21 protein-coding genes are annotated in these 21,537 nt (G+C 69.2%); 12 read left to right on the top strand and 9 right to left on the bottom strand.

Going from position 1 to position 21,537, the window contains the following annotated elements; genetic code table 11:
* Window positions 1-16 precede the first annotated feature (16 nt).
* The 6 genes from ACIRRA_RS13965 to ACIRRA_RS13940 all read left to right on the top strand — a co-directional run bounded on the left by ACIRRA_RS13965 (window position 17) and on the right by ACIRRA_RS13940 (window position 7,922).
* Window positions 17-3,133, top strand: a complete 3,117-nt coding sequence (locus ACIRRA_RS13965) for a translation initiation factor IF-2 N-terminal domain-containing protein (protein ID WP_402767264.1) — start codon at window positions 17-19, stop codon at window positions 3,131-3,133.
* Window positions 3,134-3,473: 340 nt separating this feature from the next.
* A complete protein-coding gene (gene rplU / locus ACIRRA_RS13960) occupies window positions 3,474-3,785 on the top strand; it encodes a 50S ribosomal protein L21 (protein ID WP_030512746.1) in 312 nt (103 codons plus the stop codon).
* A 40-nt stretch (window positions 3,786-3,825) separates the two neighbouring features.
* Window positions 3,826-4,092, top strand: coding sequence for a 50S ribosomal protein L27 (gene rpmA / locus ACIRRA_RS13955; RefSeq protein ID WP_040806195.1), 267 nt, complete (start codon window positions 3,826-3,828; stop codon window positions 4,090-4,092).
* A 243-nt stretch (window positions 4,093-4,335) separates the two neighbouring features.
* The gene (gene obgE / locus ACIRRA_RS13950) at window positions 4,336-5,790 is read left to right on the top strand and encodes a GTPase ObgE (RefSeq protein WP_402767261.1); all 1,455 of its coding nucleotides are present in this window, start codon (window positions 4,336-4,338) and stop codon (window positions 5,788-5,790) included.
* A 197-nt stretch (window positions 5,791-5,987) separates the two neighbouring features.
* Complete coding sequence (gene proB, locus ACIRRA_RS13945) at window positions 5,988-7,067, top strand: glutamate 5-kinase (RefSeq protein ID WP_357006331.1); 1,080 nt, start codon at window positions 5,988-5,990, stop codon at window positions 7,065-7,067.
* A gap of 351 nt (window positions 7,068-7,418) precedes the next feature.
* Window positions 7,419-7,922, top strand: coding sequence for a DUF4254 domain-containing protein (locus ACIRRA_RS13940; protein WP_402767259.1), 504 nt, complete (start codon window positions 7,419-7,421; stop codon window positions 7,920-7,922).
* Between the two features lie 111 nt (window positions 7,923-8,033).
* Here the strand turns inward: ACIRRA_RS13940 and ACIRRA_RS13935 are convergent, their stop codons facing one another.
* On the bottom strand, window positions 8,034-9,134 hold the full coding sequence (locus ACIRRA_RS13935) for a methyltransferase (RefSeq protein ID WP_402767257.1): 1,101 nt from the start codon (window positions 9,132-9,134) through the stop codon (window positions 8,034-8,036).
* A 115-nt stretch (window positions 9,135-9,249) separates the two neighbouring features.
* On the bottom strand, window positions 9,250-10,092 hold the full coding sequence (locus ACIRRA_RS13930) for an NAD(P)H-binding protein (protein WP_402767255.1): 843 nt from the start codon (window positions 10,090-10,092) through the stop codon (window positions 9,250-9,252).
* Between the two features lie 111 nt (window positions 10,093-10,203).
* On the opposite strand from ACIRRA_RS13930, the gene ACIRRA_RS13925 reads away from it, so the two are divergent.
* Window positions 10,204-10,710: a MarR family winged helix-turn-helix transcriptional regulator gene (locus ACIRRA_RS13925; protein WP_402767253.1), complete on the top strand. Its 507-nt coding sequence runs from the start codon at window positions 10,204-10,206 to the stop codon at window positions 10,708-10,710.
* A gap of 12 nt (window positions 10,711-10,722) precedes the next feature.
* Here ACIRRA_RS13925 and ACIRRA_RS13920 read toward each other — a convergent pair whose 3' ends face one another.
* Together ACIRRA_RS13920 and ACIRRA_RS13915 are read right to left on the bottom strand one after the other, a co-directional pair.
* The gene (locus ACIRRA_RS13920; RefSeq protein ID WP_402767251.1) at window positions 10,723-12,927 is read right to left on the bottom strand and encodes a RecQ family ATP-dependent DNA helicase; all 2,205 of its coding nucleotides are present in this window, start codon (window positions 12,925-12,927) and stop codon (window positions 10,723-10,725) included.
* A 113-nt stretch (window positions 12,928-13,040) separates the two neighbouring features.
* On the bottom strand, window positions 13,041-13,649 hold the full coding sequence (locus ACIRRA_RS13915; protein ID WP_402767249.1) for a TetR/AcrR family transcriptional regulator: 609 nt from the start codon (window positions 13,647-13,649) through the stop codon (window positions 13,041-13,043).
* Window positions 13,650-13,717: 68 nt separating this feature from the next.
* On the opposite strand from ACIRRA_RS13915, the gene ACIRRA_RS13910 reads away from it, so the two are divergent.
* The gene (locus ACIRRA_RS13910) at window positions 13,718-14,464 is read left to right on the top strand and encodes an MBL fold metallo-hydrolase (protein ID WP_402767247.1); all 747 of its coding nucleotides are present in this window, start codon (window positions 13,718-13,720) and stop codon (window positions 14,462-14,464) included.
* 198 nt (window positions 14,465-14,662) lie between these two features.
* Entirely contained in the window at window positions 14,663-15,061 is a 399-nt protein-coding gene (locus tag ACIRRA_RS13905; RefSeq protein WP_354834858.1) for a hypothetical protein, read from the top strand.
* 6 nt (window positions 15,062-15,067) lie between these two features.
* On the opposite strand, the gene ACIRRA_RS13900 is transcribed toward ACIRRA_RS13905, so the two are convergent.
* The 3 genes from ACIRRA_RS13900 to ACIRRA_RS13890 form a co-directional block, all read right to left on the bottom strand.
* Window positions 15,068-16,291 carry an RtcB family protein gene (locus tag ACIRRA_RS13900; RefSeq protein ID WP_402767245.1) on the bottom strand — a complete coding sequence of 408 codons (1,224 nt, stop codon included), beginning with the start codon at window positions 16,289-16,291 and terminating at the stop codon, window positions 15,068-15,070.
* A 74-nt stretch (window positions 16,292-16,365) separates the two neighbouring features.
* Window positions 16,366-17,580 (bottom strand): transporter substrate-binding domain-containing protein, encoded by a 1,215-nt coding sequence (locus tag ACIRRA_RS13895; protein ID WP_402767243.1) that lies wholly within the window; start codon window positions 17,578-17,580, stop codon window positions 16,366-16,368.
* Window positions 17,581-18,004: 424 nt separating this feature from the next.
* Entirely contained in the window at window positions 18,005-18,562 is a 558-nt protein-coding gene (locus ACIRRA_RS13890) for a TetR/AcrR family transcriptional regulator (protein WP_402767241.1), read from the bottom strand.
* A gap of 84 nt (window positions 18,563-18,646) precedes the next feature.
* On the opposite strand from ACIRRA_RS13890, the gene ACIRRA_RS13885 reads away from it, so the two are divergent.
* The 3 genes from ACIRRA_RS13885 to ACIRRA_RS13875 all read left to right on the top strand — a co-directional run bounded on the left by ACIRRA_RS13885 (window position 18,647) and on the right by ACIRRA_RS13875 (window position 20,022).
* Window positions 18,647-19,072 carry a nuclear transport factor 2 family protein gene (locus ACIRRA_RS13885; RefSeq protein ID WP_402767239.1) on the top strand — a complete coding sequence of 142 codons (426 nt, stop codon included), beginning with the start codon at window positions 18,647-18,649 and terminating at the stop codon, window positions 19,070-19,072.
* A gap of 99 nt (window positions 19,073-19,171) precedes the next feature.
* Entirely contained in the window at window positions 19,172-19,657 is a 486-nt protein-coding gene (locus ACIRRA_RS13880) for a MarR family winged helix-turn-helix transcriptional regulator (RefSeq protein WP_402767625.1), read from the top strand.
* On the top strand, window positions 19,654-20,022 hold the full coding sequence (locus ACIRRA_RS13875; RefSeq protein WP_402767237.1) for a DUF5313 family protein: 369 nt from the start codon (window positions 19,654-19,656) through the stop codon (window positions 20,020-20,022). Before ACIRRA_RS13880 ends, ACIRRA_RS13875 begins: the two co-directional genes overlap by 4 nt.
* Before the next feature lie 16 nt (window positions 20,023-20,038).
* Here ACIRRA_RS13875 and ACIRRA_RS13870 read toward each other — a convergent pair whose 3' ends face one another.
* Together ACIRRA_RS13870 and ACIRRA_RS13865 are read right to left on the bottom strand one after the other, a co-directional pair.
* Window positions 20,039-20,491, bottom strand: a complete 453-nt coding sequence (locus ACIRRA_RS13870) for a DUF4189 domain-containing protein (RefSeq protein ID WP_402767235.1) — start codon at window positions 20,489-20,491, stop codon at window positions 20,039-20,041.
* A gap of 73 nt (window positions 20,492-20,564) precedes the next feature.
* Window positions 20,565-21,518: an alpha/beta hydrolase gene (locus ACIRRA_RS13865; RefSeq protein WP_402767233.1), complete on the bottom strand. Its 954-nt coding sequence runs from the start codon at window positions 21,516-21,518 to the stop codon at window positions 20,565-20,567.
* Window positions 21,519-21,537: the final 19 nt, after the last annotated feature.

Below are 21,537 nucleotides of genomic sequence, written 5' to 3'. Positions count from 1 at the left end.
GCCCCGAGGAGATTTCGTGGCCGATCAAGAGCCGCTGGAAGCATCGCAGAGCAACGGTGAAGGGGAGGGCGCTCAGATCACCCCGGCTGCCGGACAATTGCCGGAACGGATCCGAGTGCACGCACTGGCGAAGCTGCTGGGCACCACCAGCAAACGTATTCTGGCCCACCTGACCGAGATGGGCGCGCAGGCGCGTAGCCCGCAATCGAGTCTGGACCGCACCGTCGCCGAAACCGTCCGCGACGCCTTCGGCCCGCGCGACGTCGAGGTTGTCGAACCCGCCCCGGCCGGGCCCGAGCCGATCGCCGAGACCACCGTCGATGAAGCCATCGCCGTCGGTGACGACCGGGCGGCCGACGAGCTGGCCGCCGAGGAGGTGGAGGCTGCCGAGGACACCGCGCCCGTCGCGCCCACGGTCAAGCAGACCACGTTGTTCGCGAGCCCGTTCCAGAGCGAGCCGCAGCTCGAGGAGCCGGTCCAGTACCAGCCGGCCGCCGTGGTGGCCGCGCCGCTGTTCCAGGCGCCGGATGCCGCGGCCGCCGAGGACGCCCGCCGCCAGCGCCGCGCCGAGCGTGCCGATCGCAAGGCCCGCGCCGAGGAGCAGGCCGCCGAGGAGCAGGAGCTCGAGGCCAAGGCCGTCACCGAGGAAACCGCGTCCGAGGAAGCCGAGGACGAGGGCGAGTGGGACGGCGACCAGGACCGCGACCAGCGCGGTGAAGGCACCTCGCGGCGTCGCCGCCGGGGTCGCCGGGGTCGCGGCCGCGGCCGCGGAGAACAGCACGGCGACAACGACACCGATGAGGCCGAGGGCGACGAGCAGCCCGAGGGCGAGGCCGACGAGTCGGCCGAATCCGCCGACACCGACGTCGCCGAGGACGAAGACGAGGGCGCGGCCGTGCCCGAGGGCTCGAGCAGCCGTCGTCGCCGTCGCCGTCGCCGCCGCAAGGGCGGAGACGACAACGAGCCCGAAGCCGCCGACGACGATCCCCCGAACACCGTCGTGCACGAGCGCGAGCCGCGCAGCAAGCGGCGCGCCACGCAGGTGGACGAGGTGCAGGGCATCAGCGGTTCGACCCGCCTGGAGGCCAAGCGCCAGCGCCGCCGCGACGGTCGCGAGGCCGGCCGCCGGCGTCCGCCCATCCTGACCGAGTCGGAGTTCCTGGCCCGCCGTGAAGCGGTGGACCGGGTGATGGTGGTGCGCGAGAAGCACTTCTCCGAGCACCCCGCCTCCACCACCCAGGTCGCGGTGCTCGAGGACAACATCCTGGTCGAGCACTTCGTGACCTCCACCGGGTCGGCGTCGATGGTCGGCAATGTGTACCTGGGCAAGGTGCAGAATGTATTGCCGTCGATGGAGGCGGCGTTCGTCGACATCGGCCGCGGCCGCAACGGCGTGCTGTACGCGGGTGAGGTGAACTGGGAGGCCGCCGGTCTGGGCGGCAAGGAGCGCAAGATCGAGCAGGCGCTGCGGCCCGGTGACACCGTGCTGGTGCAGGTCTCGAAGGATCCGGTGGGCCACAAGGGCGCTCGCCTGACCACGCAGATCAGCCTGGCCGGTCGCTTCCTGGTGTACGTGCCGGGCGGCACCTCCACCGGTATCTCCCGCAAGCTGCCCGACACCGAGCGCAAGCGGCTCAAGGAGATCCTGCGCGACATCGTGCCGCAGGACGCGGGCGTCATCATCCGTACCGCGTCGGAGGGTGTCGCCGAGGCCGAGCTGGCCCGCGATGTGGAGCGGCTGCAGGCGACCTGGCGCACCATCGAGGAGCAGTCCAAGAACGGCTCGGGCGCGCCCAAGACCCTGTACGAAGAGCCGGACCTGCTGGTCAAGGTGGTCCGCGACCTGTTCAACGAGGACTTCTCCAAGCTGGTCATCGAGGGCGAGCGCGCCTGGACCACGGTGGAGAACTACGTCCGCACGGTCGCCCCGGACATGCTGGCCAGGGTCGAGCGCCACGAGAACAACGGCGTGGACGTGTTCGGATCCCTGCGCATCGACGAACAGCTGGCCAAGGCCCTCGACCGCAAGGTGTGGCTGCCCTCCGGCGGCACCCTGGTGATCGACCGGACGGAGGCCATGACCGTCATCGACGTCAACACCGGCAAGTTCACCGGGTCGGGCGGGTCGAATCTCGAAGAGACCGTGACCCGCAACAACCTGGAGGCGGCCGAGGAGATCGTGCGCCAGATGCGGCTGCGCGATATCGGCGGCATGATCGTCGTCGACTTCATCGACATGGTCCTGGAGTCGAACCGGGATCTGGTGCTGCGCCGCCTCACCGAGGCGCTGGGCCGGGACCGCACCCGCCACCAGGTCTCCGAGGTCACCTCGCTGGGCCTCGTCCAGATGACCCGCAAGAAGCTGGGCACCGGCCTGGTCGAGGCGTTCTCCACCACCTGCGAGACCTGCCACGGCCGCGGCATCCTGGTGCACAACTACCCCGTCGAGTCGGCGGCTCCGGCCGGGGACAGCGGCGAGGGTGTGGGCCGTCGCGAGGGTTCGCGCCGCCGCCGCAAGGACCGCAACGCGGCCGCCGCCGAGGCCCCGGCCGTCGAGCCGGTGGTCGAGGAGAAGGCCGAGAAGCATGAGGTGAAGGCCGAGCAGGCCGCGGCCAAGCGCGCCCACCCGGTCGCCATGGCCATGGCCGCGCACGTCGCCGAGGAGGCCACGCACGCGGCGGACGAGGACGCCATCGCGGTCGCCGATGCCGCGAATGCGGTGCTGGCCGAGGGTGAATCGGTGAGCGTGGCCGATGTCGCGGCCGCCGAGTCCGTCATCGTGCGCGAAGCCGAGAACGCCGCCGCCGAGGCCGCCCTGGCCGAACGCGCGGTGGCCGAGGCCGAGACCGCTACCGAGGAGGCGGCGGTCGAGAGCGCGCCGGCCACCAACGGTACTGCGGCCGCCGTGGAGGCCCAGCCCGGTCGTCGTCCCACCCGTCGCCGGGTGGCGCGCACGGCCTCGGCCCCGGCCGCCGACAGCCAGGGCGCGGTGTTCGTGCTCTCCAGCGCGGATCAGTCCGACAAGCCGGGCTTCAACCTGGACGACTTGGCTCCGGCCGCGGTGCCGCCGCGGTCCCGCCCGCGTCGCCGGGCCGCGGGCCGTCCCGCCGGTGCGCCGGAGGGCGAGAACTAGCCGGCTCTCGTCAGCCGGCCCGTGGCCCCGCCGAATTCCGGCGGGGCCACGGCCTTTTCGGTCGGTGACGAACACCATGCGGTGGCGGGCGGCGGTCCGGTTTGGAGGGGGTCGGCCGTGTCCTGTAGTCTTGGTCAGTCGCTGCCCCCTGCGACGGCACTCTGCTGTGAGTAGTGCTGTGAGTGGGCCCGGTTCGGTTCAGTAGAACCAAAGGCCCGAGGCGGCGGTGAAAACCACCAGACCAGTCTGCGGCGGTTTCCGGTGCGAACCGGGCGACCGGCCGTGTGAGCAGAGTGCCGAGCACTTCGCGCACTCGAAGAGAAAGAAGGGCAGCCGACCGATGGCAACGTACGCGATCGTCAAGACCGGCGGAAAGCAGTACAAGGTCGCGGTCGGTGACCTGGTGAAGGTCGAGAAGATCGAGGGTGAGCCGGGCACTGCGGTGTCGCTGTCGCCGGTGCTGGTCGTTGACGGCGCCGAGCTGACCACCGATGCTGACAAGCTGGCGAAGGTTTCCGTGTCCGCCGAGGTCGTCGAACAGACCAAGGGCCCGAAGATCCGCATCCACAAGTTCAAGAACAAGACCGGCTACCACAAGCGTCAGGGCCACCGTCAGAAGCTGACGGTCCTGAAGGTCACCGGCATCAAGTAGTCCGACTTGGGGTTCGCACCCCGGCACGAGGAGTTCTGAAATGGCACATAAGAAGGGTGCATCCAGCTCGCGCAACGGTCGCGATTCGAATGCCCAGCGGCTCGGTGTGAAGCGCTTCGGCGGTCAGACCGTCAAGGCCGGCGAGATCCTGGTTCGCCAGCGCGGCACGCACTTCCACCCCGGCGTCAACGTCGGCCGCGGCGGCGACGACACGCTGTTCGCCCTCGAGGCGGGCGCGGTGCAGTTCGGCACCAAGCGTGGTCGCAAGACCGTCAACATCGTGGTTCCGGAGCCGGTGAACGCCTGACCGGCGCACCGGAGCCATTCCACACACTTCGAAGCGGGTCAGGGTGAGGAACCCTGACCCGCTTTGTGTTTTGAGACAATACGATGCAGCTCACTGATCTGTGATCGTCCGCTCTGTGGTTCGCGGCCCGTCTCGTTCTGGACTGACAGAACGGGGGGAGCGAAGCGGAGGAGCGGAGGAGGGAAGAACGAGACCTTCAGGGCCGCGAACCCGCCGGAGCGAAGCGGAGGCAGAGGATACAGCATGTCCAAATTCATCGACCGTGTCGTTTTGCACGTGCGCGCAGGCAAGGGTGGGCACGGGTGTGCCTCGGTGCGGCGTGAGAAATTCATGCCCCTGGGCGGCCCGGACGGCGGTAATGGCGGCAATGGCGGGGATGTGATCCTCGAGGTCGACCCCAATGTGCACACGTTGCTGGACTTCCACTTCCACCCGCATGCCAAGGGCGGCAACGGCAAACCCGGTGAGGGTGGCAACCGCAATGGAAAGCAGGGCGAGGGGCTGCTGCTGAAGGTGCCGGACGGCACCGTGGTCATGAGCACCGACGGTGAGGTGCTGGCCGACCTGATCGGGGTGGGTTCGACGTACGTGGCGGCCCAGGGCGGCCGCGGCGGGCTGGGCAATGCCGCGCTGGTGTCCAAGTCGCGCAAGGCGCCTGGTTTCGCGCTGCTCGGCGGGGACGGCCAGGAGCGCGATCTGGTGCTCGAGCTGAAGTCGGTGGCGGATGTGGGCCTGGTGGGCTTCCCGTCGGCCGGTAAGTCGTCGCTGGTGTCCGTGCTGTCGGCGGCCAAGCCGAAGATCGCGGACTACCCCTTCACCACGCTGGTGCCGAATCTCGGTGTGGTGCAGTCGGGTGACACCACCTTCACCGTGGCCGATGTGCCCGGTCTGATCCCGGGTGCGAGCGAGGGACGCGGCCTGGGCCTGGACTTCCTGCGCCATCTGGAGCGCTGCGCGGTGCTGGCCCATGTGGTGGACTGCGCGACGCTGGAGTCGGGCCGTGACCCGGTGTCGGATGTGGACGCGCTGGAGGCCGAGCTGGCCGCGTACCAGCCCGCGCTGGTGGGCGACGCCGGTCTGGGTGATCTGGCGGATCGCCCGCGCGTGGTCATCCTGAACAAGGCCGATATCCCGGATGCCGACGAGCTGGCCGAGTTCGTGCTGCCGGAGTTCGAGAAGCGCGGCTGGCCGGTCTTCAAGATCTCGGCGGTGAGCCGGGAAGGCTTGCGGCCGTTGACCTTCGCGCTCGCGGAGATGGTCGTCGAGTACCGGGCGGCGCACCCGAAGGCCGAGCCGAAGCGGCAGATCATCCGCCCGATTGCCAAGGGCGACAGCGGTTTCCGGGTCATCGAGGATCCCGAGGTCGAGGGCGGCTTCATCGTCATCGGCGAGCGGCCCGAGCGGTGGGTGCACCAGACCCAGTTCGACAATGACGAGGCCGTGGGCTACCTGGCCGACCGGTTGGCCCGCCTCGGCGTCGAGGACGAGTTGGTCAAGCTCGGCGCGGAGCCGGGTGCGTCGGTCACCATCGCGGATTACTGCTTCGATTGGGAGCCTTCGATTTCCGCCGGTGTGGAGACGCTGATGACCCGCCGCGGTGTGGACCCGCGTCTGGATCAGACCGAACGCATCGGTGCCGCCGAGCGCAAGCACGCCTCGCGCGTGCGCCGCGGCCTGGTGACCGAGGACGACGAGTAATACAGTGCCGCAGGGTCGTTCGCAATGGAGCGGGCGGCCGGTGCGGTTGAGCAACGGATTCGGGTGGCGCTGCGGCGCCGCGGGCGAATTGAGGTGTGGTGCAAGTGGGTTCGAGCGGCACTCAGGTGACGGAACAGGGCGCTGGACTCGAGGAGCTCGGTGCTGGATCCGGAGAGCTCAGTGCGGCGCGGCAGGCGATCGCGTCGGCGCGCAGTGTGGTCGTGAAGATCGGCTCGTCGGCGCTGACCTCCCTGGAGGGCGGCCTGGACACCGGCCGGCTGGACCGACTGGCCGATGCGGTCGAGGCCCGCATGCGCGCGGGATCGGATCTGGTGGTGGTGTCCTCGGGCGCCATCGGCGCGGGCATGGCCCCGCTCGGATTGTCCAAGCGCCCAAGGGATCTCGCCACCAAGCAGGCCGCCGCGAGTGTCGGGCAGCTGGCGCTGGCGCACGCCTGGGGCACCTCCTTCGCTCGCTACGATCGCGTGGTCGGCCAGGTGCTGTTGAGCGCGGGCGACTTCGGTCGTCGTGAGCCGCACCGCAATGCCCAGCGCACCCTCGACCGCCTGCGCTCACTGCACGCCATCGCGGTGGTGAACGAGAACGACACTGTCGCAACGGAAGAGATCCGGTTCGGTGACAATGACCGGCTGGCGGCGCTGGTGGCCCACCTGGTCGGCGCGGATGCCCTGATCCTGCTGTCGGATGTCGACGGCCTCTACGACGGCGATCCCCGCAAGGGTGCCGCGAACTTCATTCCCGAGGTGCGCAGCAGCGCCGACCTGGACGGCGTCATCGCCGGATCCGGTGGTGCGCTGGGCACCGGCGGCATGGCCTCGAAGCTGTCGGCGGCCCGTCTGGCCGCTGATGCCGGCGTGCCGGTACTGCTGGCCGCGGCTTCGGATGCGGCGGCGGCTCTTTCGGGCGCGACCGTGGGCACCGCCTTCGCCGCGCGTCCGGTGCGGCTCTCCGCTCGCAAGTTCTGGGTCCGGCACGCCGCCGACGCCCGGGGCGCGGTGCATCTGGACGCGGGCGCGGTCGCGGCCGTGTCGGAGCGCCGCCACTCGCTGCTGGCCGCGGGTATCACCGAGGTGGCGGGTCACTTCTATGCCGGTGATGTCATCGACCTGATCGCGCCCGACGGCCGGGTCGTCGCCCGCGGCGTGGCCGCCTACGACAGTGATGAGCTGGAGACCATGAAGGGTCGTTCCACCACCGCCCTCCCCGACAGCATGCAGCGCCCCGTGGTGCATGCCGACGATCTGGTGAAGGTCTAGTCACTGCCCCGGTCGAGGTCTGGCCGACGATCTGGTGAAGGTCTGGTTTCGGCCGCGGCACGCAATGGCGAAGTGCCGGTTACGGGCGAATTGCATTGGGGGAGAGGCGAAATAACGCCACGAACCGGTCGGTTGGTCACCCGGGCGAGAGGCAGGGGGAGGGCGGGGGAAGGGCAGTGGGCGGGACGGCCCGGAGGTTCATGCTTGAGGAGCACCCGGTGCCGCATCGAGATGTGCCCTTCGCCGATAGCGGTTGCCTGGATCCGGCGCGGTCCGCCCTTGCCGCGCCGGGCTCGCGGTCCGGTGATCGCCCGCGGCTCCGGGTGCGCCGCACCGCCCGTGGAGGTAGGTATGTACGTACCGCAACCTGATAGGACACAGCTGTGGCTGGCGAGCGGCCGTGACACGAGTTTAGAGGAGAGGTTCGCCGAACGCCCACTGCTGCCCGATTGGCATGAACTGCTGGCCGCCTTCTGCGGCCACATCGGTGATCAGCCCGAGGACCACGCGGTCACCCGCTGGGCCCGGGCGCTGGCCGAACTGCACCTGCAGCGGCGGGAACAGTCCGGCAATGCGGGCGGGATCGACGAGCTACGCGCTCAACTGGTCTCGTTCATCGACGAGTGGGTGACGAGCCGGGCGCTGCCGAGGGGTGCAGCGCGGGCCGAATCCCTCGGGGCCGTGGTGGATGCCATGGCGGCCGCCCATGTGCGCGCCGTGCATCTGCTCCGAACGGCCGAGAACGTATCGGACGAACAAGTACACGCCGCCTGGTTTCTGCTGGCGCAGATGGCGGACGGCTGGACCGATCGGGCCGCAGGGGTTGTCGGCCCGAGAATCCGCCGCTCCGCCTGATGCGCCGGCGCGGTAACCGCATCCGGGTGGCGGGAGGCCCGCGCCGGGCGTGTGACCTTGCGCCGCACACGCCCCGCGGGCGCCCCACCGATCGCGGGCGGGCAGACCCGATCACCACGCTGGATGGGCCTCGATCACGCAGTCGGGGGCGGCGGTCGCGGTCACCCCGGTGAGCACGAATCCGCTGCGGGAGAGCAGGTTTCCGAATTCGATCTGGGTGCGTTCCCGGCCGCCCCGGGTCTGGATCAGCATCTCCAGGTCGATGATCTTGCCCGGGTGGGGGCGGTGGTGTTGCGGCATGACCATTTCGATGATGAGCAGGCGCGCCTCGGATCCCATCCCGTCGCGGACGGTGCGCAGGATGCGTTCGGCATCCTCGTCCGACCAGTCGTGCAGGACGTGTTTGAGCAGGTAGGCGTCGGCGCCCTTGGGAACAGAGTCGAAGAAGCTGCCCGGCTCGAAGGTCAGCCGGCCGGTCAGGCCCGGCCAACGGAGCTCTTCCTCGAGGCCCTCCCGCACACGGGGCAGGTCGAAGACGGTGCCGCGCATGGAGGGATGGCGTTGCAGGATGTCGACGAGCAGGCTGCCGCGCCCGCCGCCGATATCAACGATCGAGCCGAACCGGCCGAAGTCGAAGGCGGCCTGCAACGGCCCGTGGGACAGACTGCTGACGCTGGCCATGGCTCGGTCGAAGATCTCCCCGGCCTCGGGGTGCTTTTCGGCGAACTCGAAGAACTCCATGCCTTCCAGCTCGGGCCAGAGTGAGCCGCCGGACCGGACCGAGTCGCTGAGGTGCGTCCAGTGCTTGCGATGCAGATCGGACCCGAAGAACAGGAGCAGATCCCGCAGCGAGACCGGCGCATCCGAACGCAGCCCCTGCGAGATGCCGGTCGGCTCGTACGCGCCGTCGCGGCGCTGGGCGAACACGCCCGCACTGATCAGCAGGCGCATGAGCCGCCGCAGCGCGTCCTCGTTCGCGCCGACCGCCGCTGCGAGGTCGGCCGGCTGCCTGGGGCCCTGGGCGAGCGCGTCGGCGATGCCCAGCTCGGCCGCCGCGCAGGTGGCCTGACTGAGATATCCGGCCGTGGTCAGTTCCAGGAGTGCGATGTGCCCGGGAACCATCCGACGATGCAGGGCGTACAGGCCGTCGCGGACCCAGGTGATGGCGCGCAGGAACGGCAATGGTGGAGCCTGGAGTGATGCGGACGCCATGATGAACTCCCCGGGATCGTTCGGCGACTGCGGGATTTGTGTGAGCCTACGCGCTGCGGTCCTGGTGGGCAGTGGTTTCCGCGACGGCCGGGCAGTCAGCCCGGCGCGGCGCGGGTCAGGCGGCGGTGAAGGCGGCGGCGTTCTCGCGGGCCCACTGTGTGAAAGTGCGGCCCGGGACGCCCAGCAGGGTGTCGGTGGTGTCGGCCGGGGTCTGGGGCTGCTCGGTGGTCAGTGCCCAGATGGTCAGCAGGGCGTCCACGATGTACGGCGGCATGGTTTGCGACAGCTGTGCTCGCGCCTGCTCGGGGGTGATGGTGACGATCGGGATTTCCCGGCCGATGGCCTCCGACAGCGCAGCGATCTGCGCGCGGAAGCTGATCGCCTCGGGGCCGGTGAGACTGACTGTGCGGCCGCGCAATTCGGTGCCGGTGAGGGCGGCGACGGCGATATCGGCGATATCCAGCGGGTGGATCATGGCCAGGGCGGCGTCCGGGTAGGCGTGCTCGATGGGCTGCCCCGACGAGACGGCCGGGATCCAGCCGAAGGCATTGCTGTCGAATCCGCCGGGTCGCAGGGTGGTGATGGCGAGAGTCGAAGCGGCGAGCGCCTTTTCGACCGCCAGGTGGCTGGCGCCGATGGGGTTGGAGGCGGCGTCGGGAGAGTCGACCGCGGAGGATGACAGCAGTACGACGTGCTCGACTTCGGCCTGCTCGGCGGCCCGCACGAAGGTGTCCGCGGTGCCGGGGTCGGCGTAGAGGAAGACCTGGCGCACGTTTTCCAGTGCGGCGGTGAGGCTTTCGGGATCGTCGCCGCGCAGCGCGACGGCCTCGATCCCGGCGGGCAGGTCGAGGGCCGACGGGTCCTTGCTGGCCGCGCGGACGGGCAGGCCCCGGGCGTGCAGGGTGGTGAGGACGGCGCGGCCGATCTGGCCGCGGGCGCCGGTGACGAGGATGGTCATGGCGTACTCCGATCGAGTGGAAATCCATGCAGATGAACAAATGCATGCTGTCATGCACACATTTGTGAGTCAACACATATGTTCCCGAATGCATGCAGATACGATGTGCCCATGACCCAGGACGACCGCACCCCTGACGAGCTGCTCGATGCCATCGGACCGGCATTCGGCAAGCTCCGCCGCGGCGTCCTCCAGGAGGTCGAAGACCCCATCAGCACCAAGGATTCGACCCGGGCCCTGCTGCTGGGCATGGTGCTCGGCTGCCCTCAGGGCCCCGGCCGGGACCCCCGCGACCCCGGGCCGGAGATGACGGTCGGCGGTATCGCAGCGGGTATGTGCGTCGATCCCTCGGTGGCCAGCCGCATGGTCACCGACAGCATCAAGGCGGGTTATTTGCGGCGCGTCCCCTCTCAGCTGGACGGCCGCCGCGCGGTCCTCGAGCTGAGCGAGCAGGGCCTCGAGTTCATGCGCACCTTCCGCCGCCGGCAGCGTGCCGCGTACGAGTACATCACCGCCGAATGGCCCGAACAGGACCGCCTCGACTTCGCCCGCTTGATGCTCCGCTACGTCGACGCCATCGACGATCTCAAGAACCGCCGCCCACCCGCCGACGCCTGAGCTCGCGGGTGATCAGGACGGGGTGGCCAGGGCGAAGGGGAGGACCGCGGCGGCGCCCGCGGCGCGGAGCGTGCGGGCCGCCATGGTGAACGTCCATCCGGTGTCGGTCAGGGTGTCGACCAGCAGGATGGGGCCATCGATGGCGCTGAGATCCGGTGTATCCCAGGCATTGTGGAGGGCGGCCACCCGGTGGGCCGAGTTGGCGGCCGAGACCGGAGGGAGGTCGGGGCGCAGATGGAGGACACCGAGGTCCTGTAGGCGGCCGACCTCGGCGAGGCGGGCGGCCAGTGAGCGGGTCAGGATCGGGTGGGCGCCGGAGTCCAGGGCCATGACGGCGGTGGGGCGCTGGGCCCAATTCCATTCGCGCAGCACGGTGGTGCAGGCGCGGAAGACGTCATCGGGGACCGGGGCGTCGGGGCCGTCGAGAAGCGGGCGCAGGCGCTGACCCCAGCCGAGGTTGCTGAGGCGGCCCAGGACGCGGCCGGTCTCGGGGCCGTCGGTGATCTTGCCGGACAGTGGGATTCCGAGCTTGGCCAGGCCGGTGGGCCACTGCTTGCGGGGCGCGAGATCGATGCCGGGGCGGTCCAGGCGGGTGCGGATCTCGGCCAGGTCGGCGGCGTCGACGGCGATGTCCAGGCGAGTGCCGGTGCAGTTGTCGCAGCGGCCACAGCGGGCGTCCGAGGTGAGGCCGGGATCGTCGAGTTGCCTGCGCAGGAACGTCATCCGGCACTCGGCGGTGGACTCGTAGTCGATCATCGCCTGCTGCTCGGCCTCGCGCGCCACACTGAGTCGCTCGTAGCGTTCGGTGTCGTAGACCCAGGGCTCACCGGTGCCCAGCCAGCCGCCGCGCACCCGGCGCACCGCACCGTCCACGTCCAGCACCTTGAGCACCATCTCCAGGCGGGAGCGGTTGAGCTCCACCAGCGGTTCCAGGGCGGCGGTGGACAGCGGCCGGTCGGTGTCCAGGGCGGCGAGCACGGACCGCACGATGTGCTCGCGCGGGAAGGCAACCGACGCGAAGTAACTCCAGATCTGCCGGTCCTCGTGGCCGGGCAGCAGCACCACCTCGGCCCGCTCGGTGCCGCGGCCCGCACGGCCCACCTGCTGGTAGTAGGAGATGGGAGAGGAGGGCGCGCCGAGATGCACGACGAAGCCGAGATCCGGCTTGTCGAAACCCATTCCGAGCGCGGAGGTGGCGATGAGCGCCTTCACCTCGTTGCTCAGCAGCGCGGCCTCGAGGGCTTCCCGTTCGGTGGGGTCGGTTTGCCCGGTGTAGGCGGCGACGTGGTGTCCGTGCGAGTTGAGAACGTCGGCGAGATCGTGGGCCGCGGCCACCGTGAGCGTGTAGACGATGCCGGAGCCCGGCAGTTCGTGCAGCCGCCGGCTGAGCCAGGCCGTGCGCTGCACCGCATCGGGGATGCGCACCACCGACAGATGCAGCGACTCCCGGTCGAGGGTGCCGCGCAAAACCAATGTGTCCGTGCCGATCTGGGTCGCCACATCGGTCACCACCCGATCGTTGGCGGTGGCCGTGGTCGCCAGTACCGGCACCTCGGACCCGAGGTCGGCGATGAGCGTGCGGATCCGCCGATAGTCCGGCCGGAAGTCGTGACCCCAGTCGGACACGCAGTGTGCCTCGTCGATCACCACCAGCCCCGCGTCCGCGGCCAGCTTGGGCAGCACCGAATCGCGGAAGTCCGGATTGTTCAAGCGCTCCGGACTCACCAGCAGCACATCGACATCCCCGGCCGCCACCCGCGCGTGGATCTCGTCCCACTCGGTGACATTCCCCGAATTGATGGTCGCCGCAACGACTCCCGCGCGTTCGGCCGCCGCGACCTGGTTGCGCATCAGGGCCAGCAGCGGCGACACGATCACCGTCGGCCCCCGCCCCTGCGCCCGCAGCAGCTTCGCCGAGATGAAGTACACCGCGGACTTGCCCCATCCGGTGCGCTGCACCACGAGTGCCCGCCGCCGCCGCACTACGAGCGCCTCGATTGCGATCCACTGATCCTCGCGCAGCCGCGCTTGCGGCCCGGCCAGCTCCCGCAGCAGCGCCTCGGCGTCCTCCCGCAGGCCGCCCGCGCGAACCGGATCCGATGCCGCCGAGCGGGGGTCGGCGGCATCGGGCGACGGCCGGGATGTGCCGGTCGCCGTCGAGGCCGAAGGGTCGGTGGCGGGCCAGGCGGCAGGGTCGGTCGAGGTCACGCGCTCCATCGTGCCCCACCGCGCCGACACCGCCTGCCCGCCGCCCGGATTTTCGGCCGACTTCGCACCCTCGCGTGCCGCCCGCGCGGGCGACCTGCGCTGTCGCGGGGGCGGGCCGCCGATCAGCGCCCGGCGGCCAGGTGGGCGTCGACCAGCGTGCCGACCAGGCGTTCGAGGGGAAGCCAAGGGAAGCTGGGCCGGTCCTGACGCAGCGTGATGAGGCCGTGCATGCCGGCCCAGAGGCATTGCGCCGTGGCTTCGGGATCCGGTGCGCCCGCGGTGGCCGCGGTCTGGATCAGGAGATGAATGGTGGGGAGCCCGGGGAGCTGGCCGGCGGTGGGTTCCCAGCCGGGGGTTCCGGCGGTGCCGAACAGCACGCGGTAGTGGCCTGGATTGGCGACGCCGTAGTCGACGAACGCGTGGCACAGCGCCGAAAGACGCCCCGCGCCATCGGTTTCCGGGATGGGGGCGAGGGCGGTGAGCAGGGCGTCGCGGAGCTCGGCGAAGCGCACCGTGTAGACGGCGGTGAGGAGTTCGCGTTTGTCGGCGAAGTGCAGGTACACGCTCTGCGGGGCGACGCCGGCCACGCGGGCGACGGCGCGCAGGGACAGCGCCTCCTGGCCGTCGAGATCTTCGAGGAGACGGCTGGCGGCGTCGACGAGTTCGTCGCGCAGGCGCGCGCCTTCGCCCCGGCGATTGCGGTGGCGGGCGGTGGCGGATCGGTCGGGCACATTGACAGGATAACAAGACGGGCGTCTACTTACATCGTAAGTAGACGCCCGTCTTGTTAGGAAACATCATGCTCACGGTGACCCGCGTCGTCCATGCCAGCGCCCTCCTCGATTTCGGGGGAGCCCGAATCCTCACCGACCCGTGGCTGTCGGAGACCCGGTTCTATCGGCAGGGCGAGCCGCGCGCCTTCGCTACCGCGACCGACCTGCCGGAGTTGTCCGGAATAGTGATCAGCCACGGCCATTACGACCACTGTGACCTCGGCGCGCTGATCTCCTATCCCGATAAATCGGTGCCATTCGCGGTGGTGCCGGGTCTGGCGACGAGGGTCCGCGCGGCCGGATTCAGGAATGTGGTCGAGCTGGCGCCCTGGCAGCGCACTCACCTCGGCCCGGTCGAGGTGATGGCCGCTCCGGCCAGTCACGGCGTCCCCGAGGTGACCTTCGTGCTGCGCGCCGACGGCCACACCGTCTTCTTCGGAGCGGACACCCTGCGCATCGCCGAACTCGACGAGATCGCCCGGCGTTTCCCGGAGTTGGATCTGGCCCTGCTCCCGGTGAACGGCCTGCGCATTCGCCCGGCGCTCAACAGGCAGGTGGTCATGGACGCGGTCGAGGCTGCCGATCTGGCCCGGGTCCTGCGTCCGCGTGTGGCCGTTCCGATCCACTACGCCTTCTCCAGCGGACCTCTCGGCGACCGCCTCATGACCAAGGGTGATCGGAACGGGGCCGAGCACTTCCGTGCCGCCGCAGCGGATCTCGCCCCGGAGACAACCGTGCAATTACTCCGAACCGGACAAACATCCGCCCTGTAGAACACCGGTGGAGACCGCGTTGGTTGCGGTGGGGTCAAGATCGCGCGGAATCCCGTGCGGGGACGGACAATAGGGTTCCGGGCACGAAGGGCGTCCGGGGTGCGCAGGGAGACGCAGATGCCGGAGAAGTTTCCGTCGCCCGCGGGGTGGACTCCGCCGGGTGCAGAGTTTCGCAGTAGTGGAGGTGTTTCGCGGACGGTGACCGGCGCGCTGGTGGGGTTGATCCTGACCCCCGTCGGCATCGTCCTGGCCGCCCGCGGCGCGGCCGGGACCAGGCAGTGGACGATCCTCGGGGACTTCGCCGACCGCGTCGGCTCCACCGTCGAGATCCTCATTGCCGCGGTGGTGTTCCTGCTGGTGGCGGCCCTGGCCGCCTATTCGCCGGCGGGCACCATCATCGCCGGGCTGGTGTGGGGGGTGCTGCCCGGGATCATCCATTTCATCTTCCCGGACGACACCTTCCGCCTGATCGGCGATCTGCCGGTGTCCGACGACATGCACATCGCGCTGTTCCAGTGGCTGCAAACAGGATTCCCGCTCATCGTGGGCATCCTGTTGGTGGGTGCGGGTGCGGCCGCGACCTTCCGCCGCCGCTGACCCCGATCAACCCTTCACGCACAGCACCTGCCGCAGCGTGGCGACAATGTCGACCAGGTCGGACTGCGCCGCGATGACCTGGTCGATGTCCTTGTAGGCCGCGGGGATCTCGTCGATCACCCCGGCGTCCTTGCGGGACTCCACGCCCTCGGTCTGTGCGACCAGGTCGGCCACGGTGAACTGGCGCTTGGCCGCATTGCGGCTCATCCGCCGGCCCGCGCCGTGCGCCGCCGACTGGAACGAGGCCGGATTCCCCTTGCCTCGCACCACATATGAGCGCGTGCCCATCGACCCCGGAATCAGCGCCAGGTCGCCCGCGCCCGCGCGCACCGCGCCCTTGCGGGTGACCAGCATGGGCATCCCGTCGATGACCTCCTCCGCCACATAGTTGTGGTGGCAGGAGATGGGATCGTCGAATCGCACGTCCAGACCCTCGAATTCGTCGCGCACGGCCTTGCAGACCAGGGCGAGCATGACGGCCCGGTTGCGCGCCGCGTACTCCTGCGCCCAGGTCAGGTCATGCCGATAGGCGTCCATTTCCGGTGTCCCGGACAGGAATACCGCCAGGTCGCGATCCGGCAGATCCGCGTTGTGCGGCAGTTTGCGGGCCACGGTCATGTGCCGCTCGGCGAGTTCCTTGCCGATATTGCGGCTTCCGGAGTGCAGCAGGATCCAGACTCGCTGCTCGGTGTCGATGCACAGCTCCTGGAAGTGGTTGCCGCCGCCCAGCGTTCCCATCTGCTTGTGTGCCTTGGACTCGCGTGCGTGCACGGCCGGATCCAGCGAATCGAACGTCTTCCAGAAGCGCTCCCACCCCGCGCGCAGGGTGGTGCCCGCCGCCCGCTGACCGAAAACCTCTGCGTTCAACCGGTTCACGTTCACCGGGTCGTGGTGTGCCGCGAACCCCACCGGCAGCACCGCCTCGATTCGTGACCGCAGCGAGTGCAGGTTGTCGGGCAGATCGGCCGCGGTCAGCGAGGTGAGCACGGCCTCCATTCCGCAACCGATGTCCACCCCGACCGCCGCGGGCGCGACCGCGTCCTTCATGGCGATGACCGAGCCGACCGTCGCGCCCTTGCCCAGGTGCACGTCCGGCATCACCCGTACCCCGTATACCCACTTCAGTTGCGCGATATTGCGCAGCTGCTGCAGCGCGGCCGGTTCGACCTCGTGCTCGTGGGCCCACATGAGCGTCTGCGCCCGAGTACCGCGCAGCTCGACGGGAAACATGGGACTGTCCTTCCTCTCGACTGACGTCCACGGTAGGTCCACTCCCGTCTCGGTGCACCGCATTTATCCGGCGGTCAGGGTTCGACGAAGTCGGCGGCCAGGCTGCACAGTTTCCAGGAGCCGTCGCGGCGGACCATGGTTCCGGTGTAGTCGACGTCCTTGAAATAGCTGCGGTATTTCTCGGGGACATTTGTGAAGGTTTCGTGGAATGCGAAGGTGGCGGAGTTCGGGTCGGTTTGGGTGACTCCGGTGACGGTATTCGTGTAGCCGGCGTTCTTCACCTCCGCACCGAGTGATTTGTCGAATTGCGGGGTGTATTGGAAAACGATTTCGTCGATGGCGTCGGGGGATTCGGGGCAGACCAGGGAACGGAAGCCCTCCCAGTCGCGGGCGTTGGAGGTGGCGGCGACGGCCGTGGCGGCATTCACCAATTCCGGGTCGAGGGTGGTCGGATCGCCGGGAGTGACCGGTTTGTCCGGCGCATTGAACACCACCGGGGCCGGCAGCGGTTGGTATCCACTTGCGGTGAGATGGGTGTCCATGGCGCGCCGCCAGCTGCCGTCGTCGATCATCATGCGGATGACCGCGGTGATGCGGTTCTGCAATTCGAGATCGCCCTTGTGCACGCCGACCCCATAGCGCTCGCGGGTGAAGCGGTGCCCGACCACACGCAGCACGCCCGGGTGTTCGTGGGCGTATCCGGCGAGGATGACGTCGTCGGTGGTGACGGCGTCGACGGTGCCCGCGATCAGGTCGGCGACGCACTGCGCGTAGGTGTCGCGGGTGGTGAGCTTCACGTTCTGGGCGAAGCCGCGCCGGATCTTGTCCGCGGAGGTGGAGCCCTCGGCGGTGCAGACGGTGCGTCCGTCCAGGTCCTCGGGCTGGTCGATGGCGCGTTCGCCCTGCCGCACCAGCAGGTCCTGCCCGGCCAGCAGGTAGGGCCCGGCGAAGGAGACCAGCTGCTGGCGGGCGGCGGTGATGGAGTAGGAGCCGACGATGAAATCGACTGCGCCCGAGTTCAACGGGTCCTCGCGCTCGTCGGAGCGAGCCTCGCGCCAGGTGATGTGATCGGGGGTGACGCCGAGCTTGCCGGCGATGTAGACGGCGGTGTCGACATCGAAGCCGTAGAGTTTGCCGTCGGGTCCCTTGATCGCCAGCCCGGGTTGATCGGATTTGATGCCGATGGTCAGCGTCCGCGGTGGCGGCGCATCGTCGGGTTTCGGGGTGGTACCGCAGGCTGTCAGTGCCAGTCCAGCCGTAACCGCGACGGCGCGGATCGCACGCTTCATCGAATCCGATCTCCTGTCGTCAACTCGTGCGGATGAAAGTCGAAGAACAGCCCCGGGCCGAGGTGCGGGAGAGCAACCGGTCGGCACATGGTGCATCAAAGCATCCGAGTTGAGAAAACGTGCGGACATCGCCGAACTGGACGCGCGATTCGCCCGCGCTTCAGTTAATTCCGCAATATTTCAGCGATTATTGCTCCAGATTTGCGAACGGCCCGCAGCACGCTGCCGCGGGCCGTTCGCGAACTCGGGACGACCAGGAGGCCCGGCGATATCGTGCGGCTGCAGGGTGGAGGAGAGACGGCCGGGAAGGACTCCATCTTGATGTACTCGGCGAATTTCGCGTACTCGGGTCGGAGATCGTCTGCAGCGGACCGGCATTGGCCTCGAATCCCCGGGCAGGCCGGTCTCCGCTTGTTCCGTCCGGTCAGCGCGGGGTGCGCAATCCGTCGGTCATCACCGCGAAGGTGCGCTCGCGCAGTCCCGGGGTCGCGCCCGCGTCGTGTGCGGCGAGGAAGATGCCCTTGATGATGGTGAGCAGGTCGCCGACGCTGATGTCGGGCCGCACCGCGCCCGCCTGCTGGGCGCGGGAGAGCAGTGCCGCCAGCGCTGCTTCGAGGTCGCGCGAGACCGTGCGCGGGTATTCACCGCCGGTGGCGCGCAACGCGTCCGCGAGGTCGCGCTTGACGCCGCCCTGCAGGACCAGCTTCTCCAGGAATTCGAAGAACGCCGTCCCCGGATCGTCGGCGGTGGTCAGGTCGCGGGCGTGTGCGGTGATCTTCTCGACCTGATCCAGGATGGCGGCCTCGAAAAGTGCCTCCTTGGTGGGGAAGTGGCGGTATACCGTGCCCGCCCCGACGCCGGCCCGCCGGGCGATCTCGTCCAGCGGCACCGAAAGGCCTTCGGCGGCAAAGGCTTCCTGGGCGGCGGCCAGCACCCGTTCGCGATTGCGGCGCGCGTCGGCGCGCAGGGGTCGATCCGTCACTCCGACAGCCTACCCACCCGTTGACAATCGGGGCGCACGCCCCGAATACTAAGCGGGTCCAACGTTCCGCTTTTGGAGGCAGTCGTGACCACTTCCGTAGAAACCCCTCGTGACCTTGTCGAACAGCTGTTTCAGAGCCTGCCGTCGCGCGATGCCGACCGGTTCGTCTCGCTCTTCGATCCGGATGCCGTGTTCGAGATCCCGTTCCTGATTCCCGGTGAGCCCACCCGCATAGAGGGCCGGGATGCGATTCGTGAGTACCTGGCCTCCCGCTGGTCGGGCATGCCGGGTCTGGAGCTGCACGGCATCCGTCCGGTCGTTCACGAGACCGGCGATCCGGAGCTGTTCATCACCGAGGTCGATATCGACATCACTCGACCCGGACAGCCGCGGGCCTGGGTTCGCAGCTCCGTCAATGTGATTCGGGTGCGGAACGGCCTGGTCACGCTCTTCCGCGACTATATGGACACCGGTCGGATCCTGACCATGCGGCAGGCGCTGCAGGGGTAAGGGTGTGACCTCTATTACCCACTCGATCGTCGACGAATGGTTAGTGCATTAACTATTATTGCCCTAACCAAGACGATCGAGGAGGGCTGAGCGGTGGAGTTGGAGGTCGAAGACCCGCTGCGGCTGGACCGGCAGGTGTGCTTCGCGCTGGCGGTGGCCAATCGGGCGGTGCTGGCGGTCTACCGGCCGCTGCTCGAGCCCATGGGTCTGACGCATCCGCAGTATCTGGTGATGCTGGCGCTGTGGGGTGAGGCGCCGATGTCGGTCAAGGACATCGGCGAGGCCATCCAGCTCGACTCGCCGACGCTCTCGCCGCTGCTGAAACGGCTGGAGACGGCCGGGCTCATCACTCGCCGGCGCGACAGCCACGACGAGCGCAATCTGGTCGTGGATCTGACCGACGCCGGGCGGGAATTGCGCACGGAGGCGGAGAAGATTCCGCCGGCGGTGGTGGCTCGGTTGGGGGTGAGCCTGGCGGATCTCGAGGAGCTGCGCGAGGTGCTGAACCGGGTCAACGCCGCAGCGCGGCGGTCGGTCTTGGCGGATGGCGAGCAGGCCGGATCGACGAAGGGAAACCGGAAATGAAGCGCCCCAACCCTGTTCAGTGGCTCGGCTACTCGTGCGGGCGCGTGCTGCCCGAGGATCTGCACGATTGGGTGCGCAATGACCTCACCGGACCCTGGGCGGTGCCGCGGCACATCGTGCGGCAGCTGGTGCCGCTGGTCCCGGTGTTCGCGCTGGCCTTCCTGCTGCCGGGAGAGCTGTGGCTGAAACTGGCGGTGATCCTGCTGGGCCTGCTGCTGGCGCTGTTCTACATCGTGGCCTACATGCCGATGAACCGGGCACACCGGTTGGTGAAGCACGGCTTCCCCGAGGACCTGGAGAATCCGGTCCGGGCTGCCCGCCGGGCCGCCGAACGGGCGGCGTACGAGGCCCAGTACCCGCACTGAGCCTCGAAAACCGGTACTACTGCCCGCTTTCGGTGCAGGTGCTGGCAACGACGTGGGCGGCGCGGGGTTGCGCGCTGCCCATGTCGGGGAACGGGGGAGCGCTCTGGCCGAGCCCGTTCACCGCGTTCTGTTCGGCCTCGTCGAGGCTTGCGCCCTGGGCCCAGCCCCAGGTGCCGTCCGCGCCCTGGGCGACCGCGCCGCAGCCGCCGGTGAAGTGGAGCACGATCTCACAGTCGTAGTTGGCGCAGTCGCGGATCGCGGCGGCGTCGGCGGTGACCTTGTTGGTGCCGATGTCGGCGACCGCGGCGTTCTTCAGCCGGGACAGCGCGAGGGTGCCGAAGGATTGGGGTGCGGCCCCGGCGGATCCCGCCAGGGCCGCGGTGAGGGTGATGGCCGCGGTGAGAGCGGCTGCCCCCGTGGCGAATCGGGCATGATTCGTCGCCGAGGGGATGAGGCGTGCGACCGGCAAGAGAATTCCTGACGTTTCAGATACGTGAACGCAGGTGATGCTAACCGGTCGGCCCGTGAACCCACGGGGAATTTCAGACGACGGGTGTGCGGGCCAGCGCCCGGCGCAGCGCGGTGAACGCGGTCGCATTGGCGCGCTGGGTTTCTCGCAGATGGAAGGCCATCGACATGAACCCGTGCACGGTGCCGTTCCAGCGGTGGATCTCGGTCTCGACGCCCGCCTCGCGCAGCCGCTGCCCGTAGGCCTCGCCCTCGTCGCGCAGCGGATCGAATTCGGCGGTGGCGATGTGGGCGGGCGGGAGCCCGGTCAGGTCCGCGATGGTGGGATTGGCGTACGGGTCGGACTTCTCGGTGTCCGAGCCCAGGTACTGCTCCCAGTACCACCGAATGTGTGCCGCGGTGGTGAAGTAGCCCTCGGCGTTCTCGGTGTGGGACGGGCGGTCGCAGTTCGGGTCCAGCAGTGGGTACATGAGCAGCTGGAAGGCGATGTCGGGACCGCCGTTGTCGCGCGCGGTGAGGGCGGCGACGGTGGCGAGATTGCCGCCCGCGCTGTCCCCGGCCACCGCGATGCGATCGGGATCCCCGCCCAGCGATTCGGCGTGGTCGGCGACCCAGCGCAGGACGGCGTAGGCGTCGTCGGCCGCGGCCGGGAAGCGGGCCTCCGGGGCGCGGCGGTAGTCGACCGAGACCACGATGACCCCGGCCGCATTGGCCATGGTGCGGCAGAATCGATCGTGGGAGTCCAGGCCGCACAGCACGAATCCGCCACCGTGGTAGAAGACCACCACGGCCGGAACGGGTTCGGCGTCCAGCGGCCGATACAGGCGCACCGGCACCTCCGGCGCGTTTTCCGGTCCCGGCACCAGCCATTCCTCCACTCCCGCAACGGGAATCGGTTCGACGGCGGCGGCGGGGCGGGCGGCCAGGAAGGCCCGTGCTTCGGCGGCGTCGAGCACCTCGGTGCCCAGCGCCGGGAACGCCGCGGTGCCGGCGTCGACGAAGGTCTGCCATTCGGGGGACAGGGTCATTGCGGGCCTTCCTGGATCG

The organism is Nocardia sp. NPDC101769, from assembly GCF_044766925.1.
GTDB lineage: Bacteria > Actinomycetota > Actinomycetes > Mycobacteriales > Mycobacteriaceae > Nocardia.
Note: the sequence above shows the minus strand (reverse complement) of the source record. Positions and strands in the feature narration are given on the sequence as shown.

Excerpts from the sequence above, each read along its gene's own strand:
- obgE (WP_402767261.1), top strand. The coding sequence starts at position 4,336 with ATGTCCAAATTCATCGACCGTGTCGTTTTGCACGTGCGCGCAGGCAAG.
- ACIRRA_RS13910 (WP_402767247.1), top strand. The coding sequence starts at position 13,718 with ATGCTCACGGTGACCCGCGTCGTCCATGCCAGCGCCCTCCTCGATTTC.
- ACIRRA_RS13940 (WP_402767259.1), top strand. The coding sequence starts at position 7,419 with ATGTACGTACCGCAACCTGATAGGACACAGCTGTGGCTGGCGAGCGGC.
- ACIRRA_RS13900 (WP_402767245.1), bottom strand. The coding sequence starts at position 16,291 with ATGTTTCCCGTCGAGCTGCGCGGTACTCGGGCGCAGACGCTCATGTGG.
- ACIRRA_RS13875 (WP_402767237.1), top strand. The coding sequence starts at position 19,654 with ATGAAGCGCCCCAACCCTGTTCAGTGGCTCGGCTACTCGTGCGGGCGC.
- rplU (WP_030512746.1), top strand. The coding sequence starts at position 3,474 with ATGGCAACGTACGCGATCGTCAAGACCGGCGGAAAGCAGTACAAGGTC.
- ACIRRA_RS13920 (WP_402767251.1), bottom strand. The coding sequence starts at position 12,927 with ATGGAGCGCGTGACCTCGACCGACCCTGCCGCCTGGCCCGCCACCGAC.
- ACIRRA_RS13865 (WP_402767233.1), bottom strand. The coding sequence starts at position 21,518 with ATGACCCTGTCCCCCGAATGGCAGACCTTCGTCGACGCCGGCACCGCG.
- ACIRRA_RS13925 (WP_402767253.1), top strand. The coding sequence starts at position 10,204 with ATGACCCAGGACGACCGCACCCCTGACGAGCTGCTCGATGCCATCGGA.
- ACIRRA_RS13895 (WP_402767243.1), bottom strand. The coding sequence starts at position 17,580 with ATGAAGCGTGCGATCCGCGCCGTCGCGGTTACGGCTGGACTGGCACTG.
- ACIRRA_RS13930 (WP_402767255.1), bottom strand. The coding sequence starts at position 10,092 with ATGACCATCCTCGTCACCGGCGCCCGCGGCCAGATCGGCCGCGCCGTC.
- ACIRRA_RS13935 (WP_402767257.1), bottom strand. The coding sequence starts at position 9,134 with ATGGCGTCCGCATCACTCCAGGCTCCACCATTGCCGTTCCTGCGCGCC.
- rpmA (WP_040806195.1), top strand. The coding sequence starts at position 3,826 with ATGGCACATAAGAAGGGTGCATCCAGCTCGCGCAACGGTCGCGATTCG.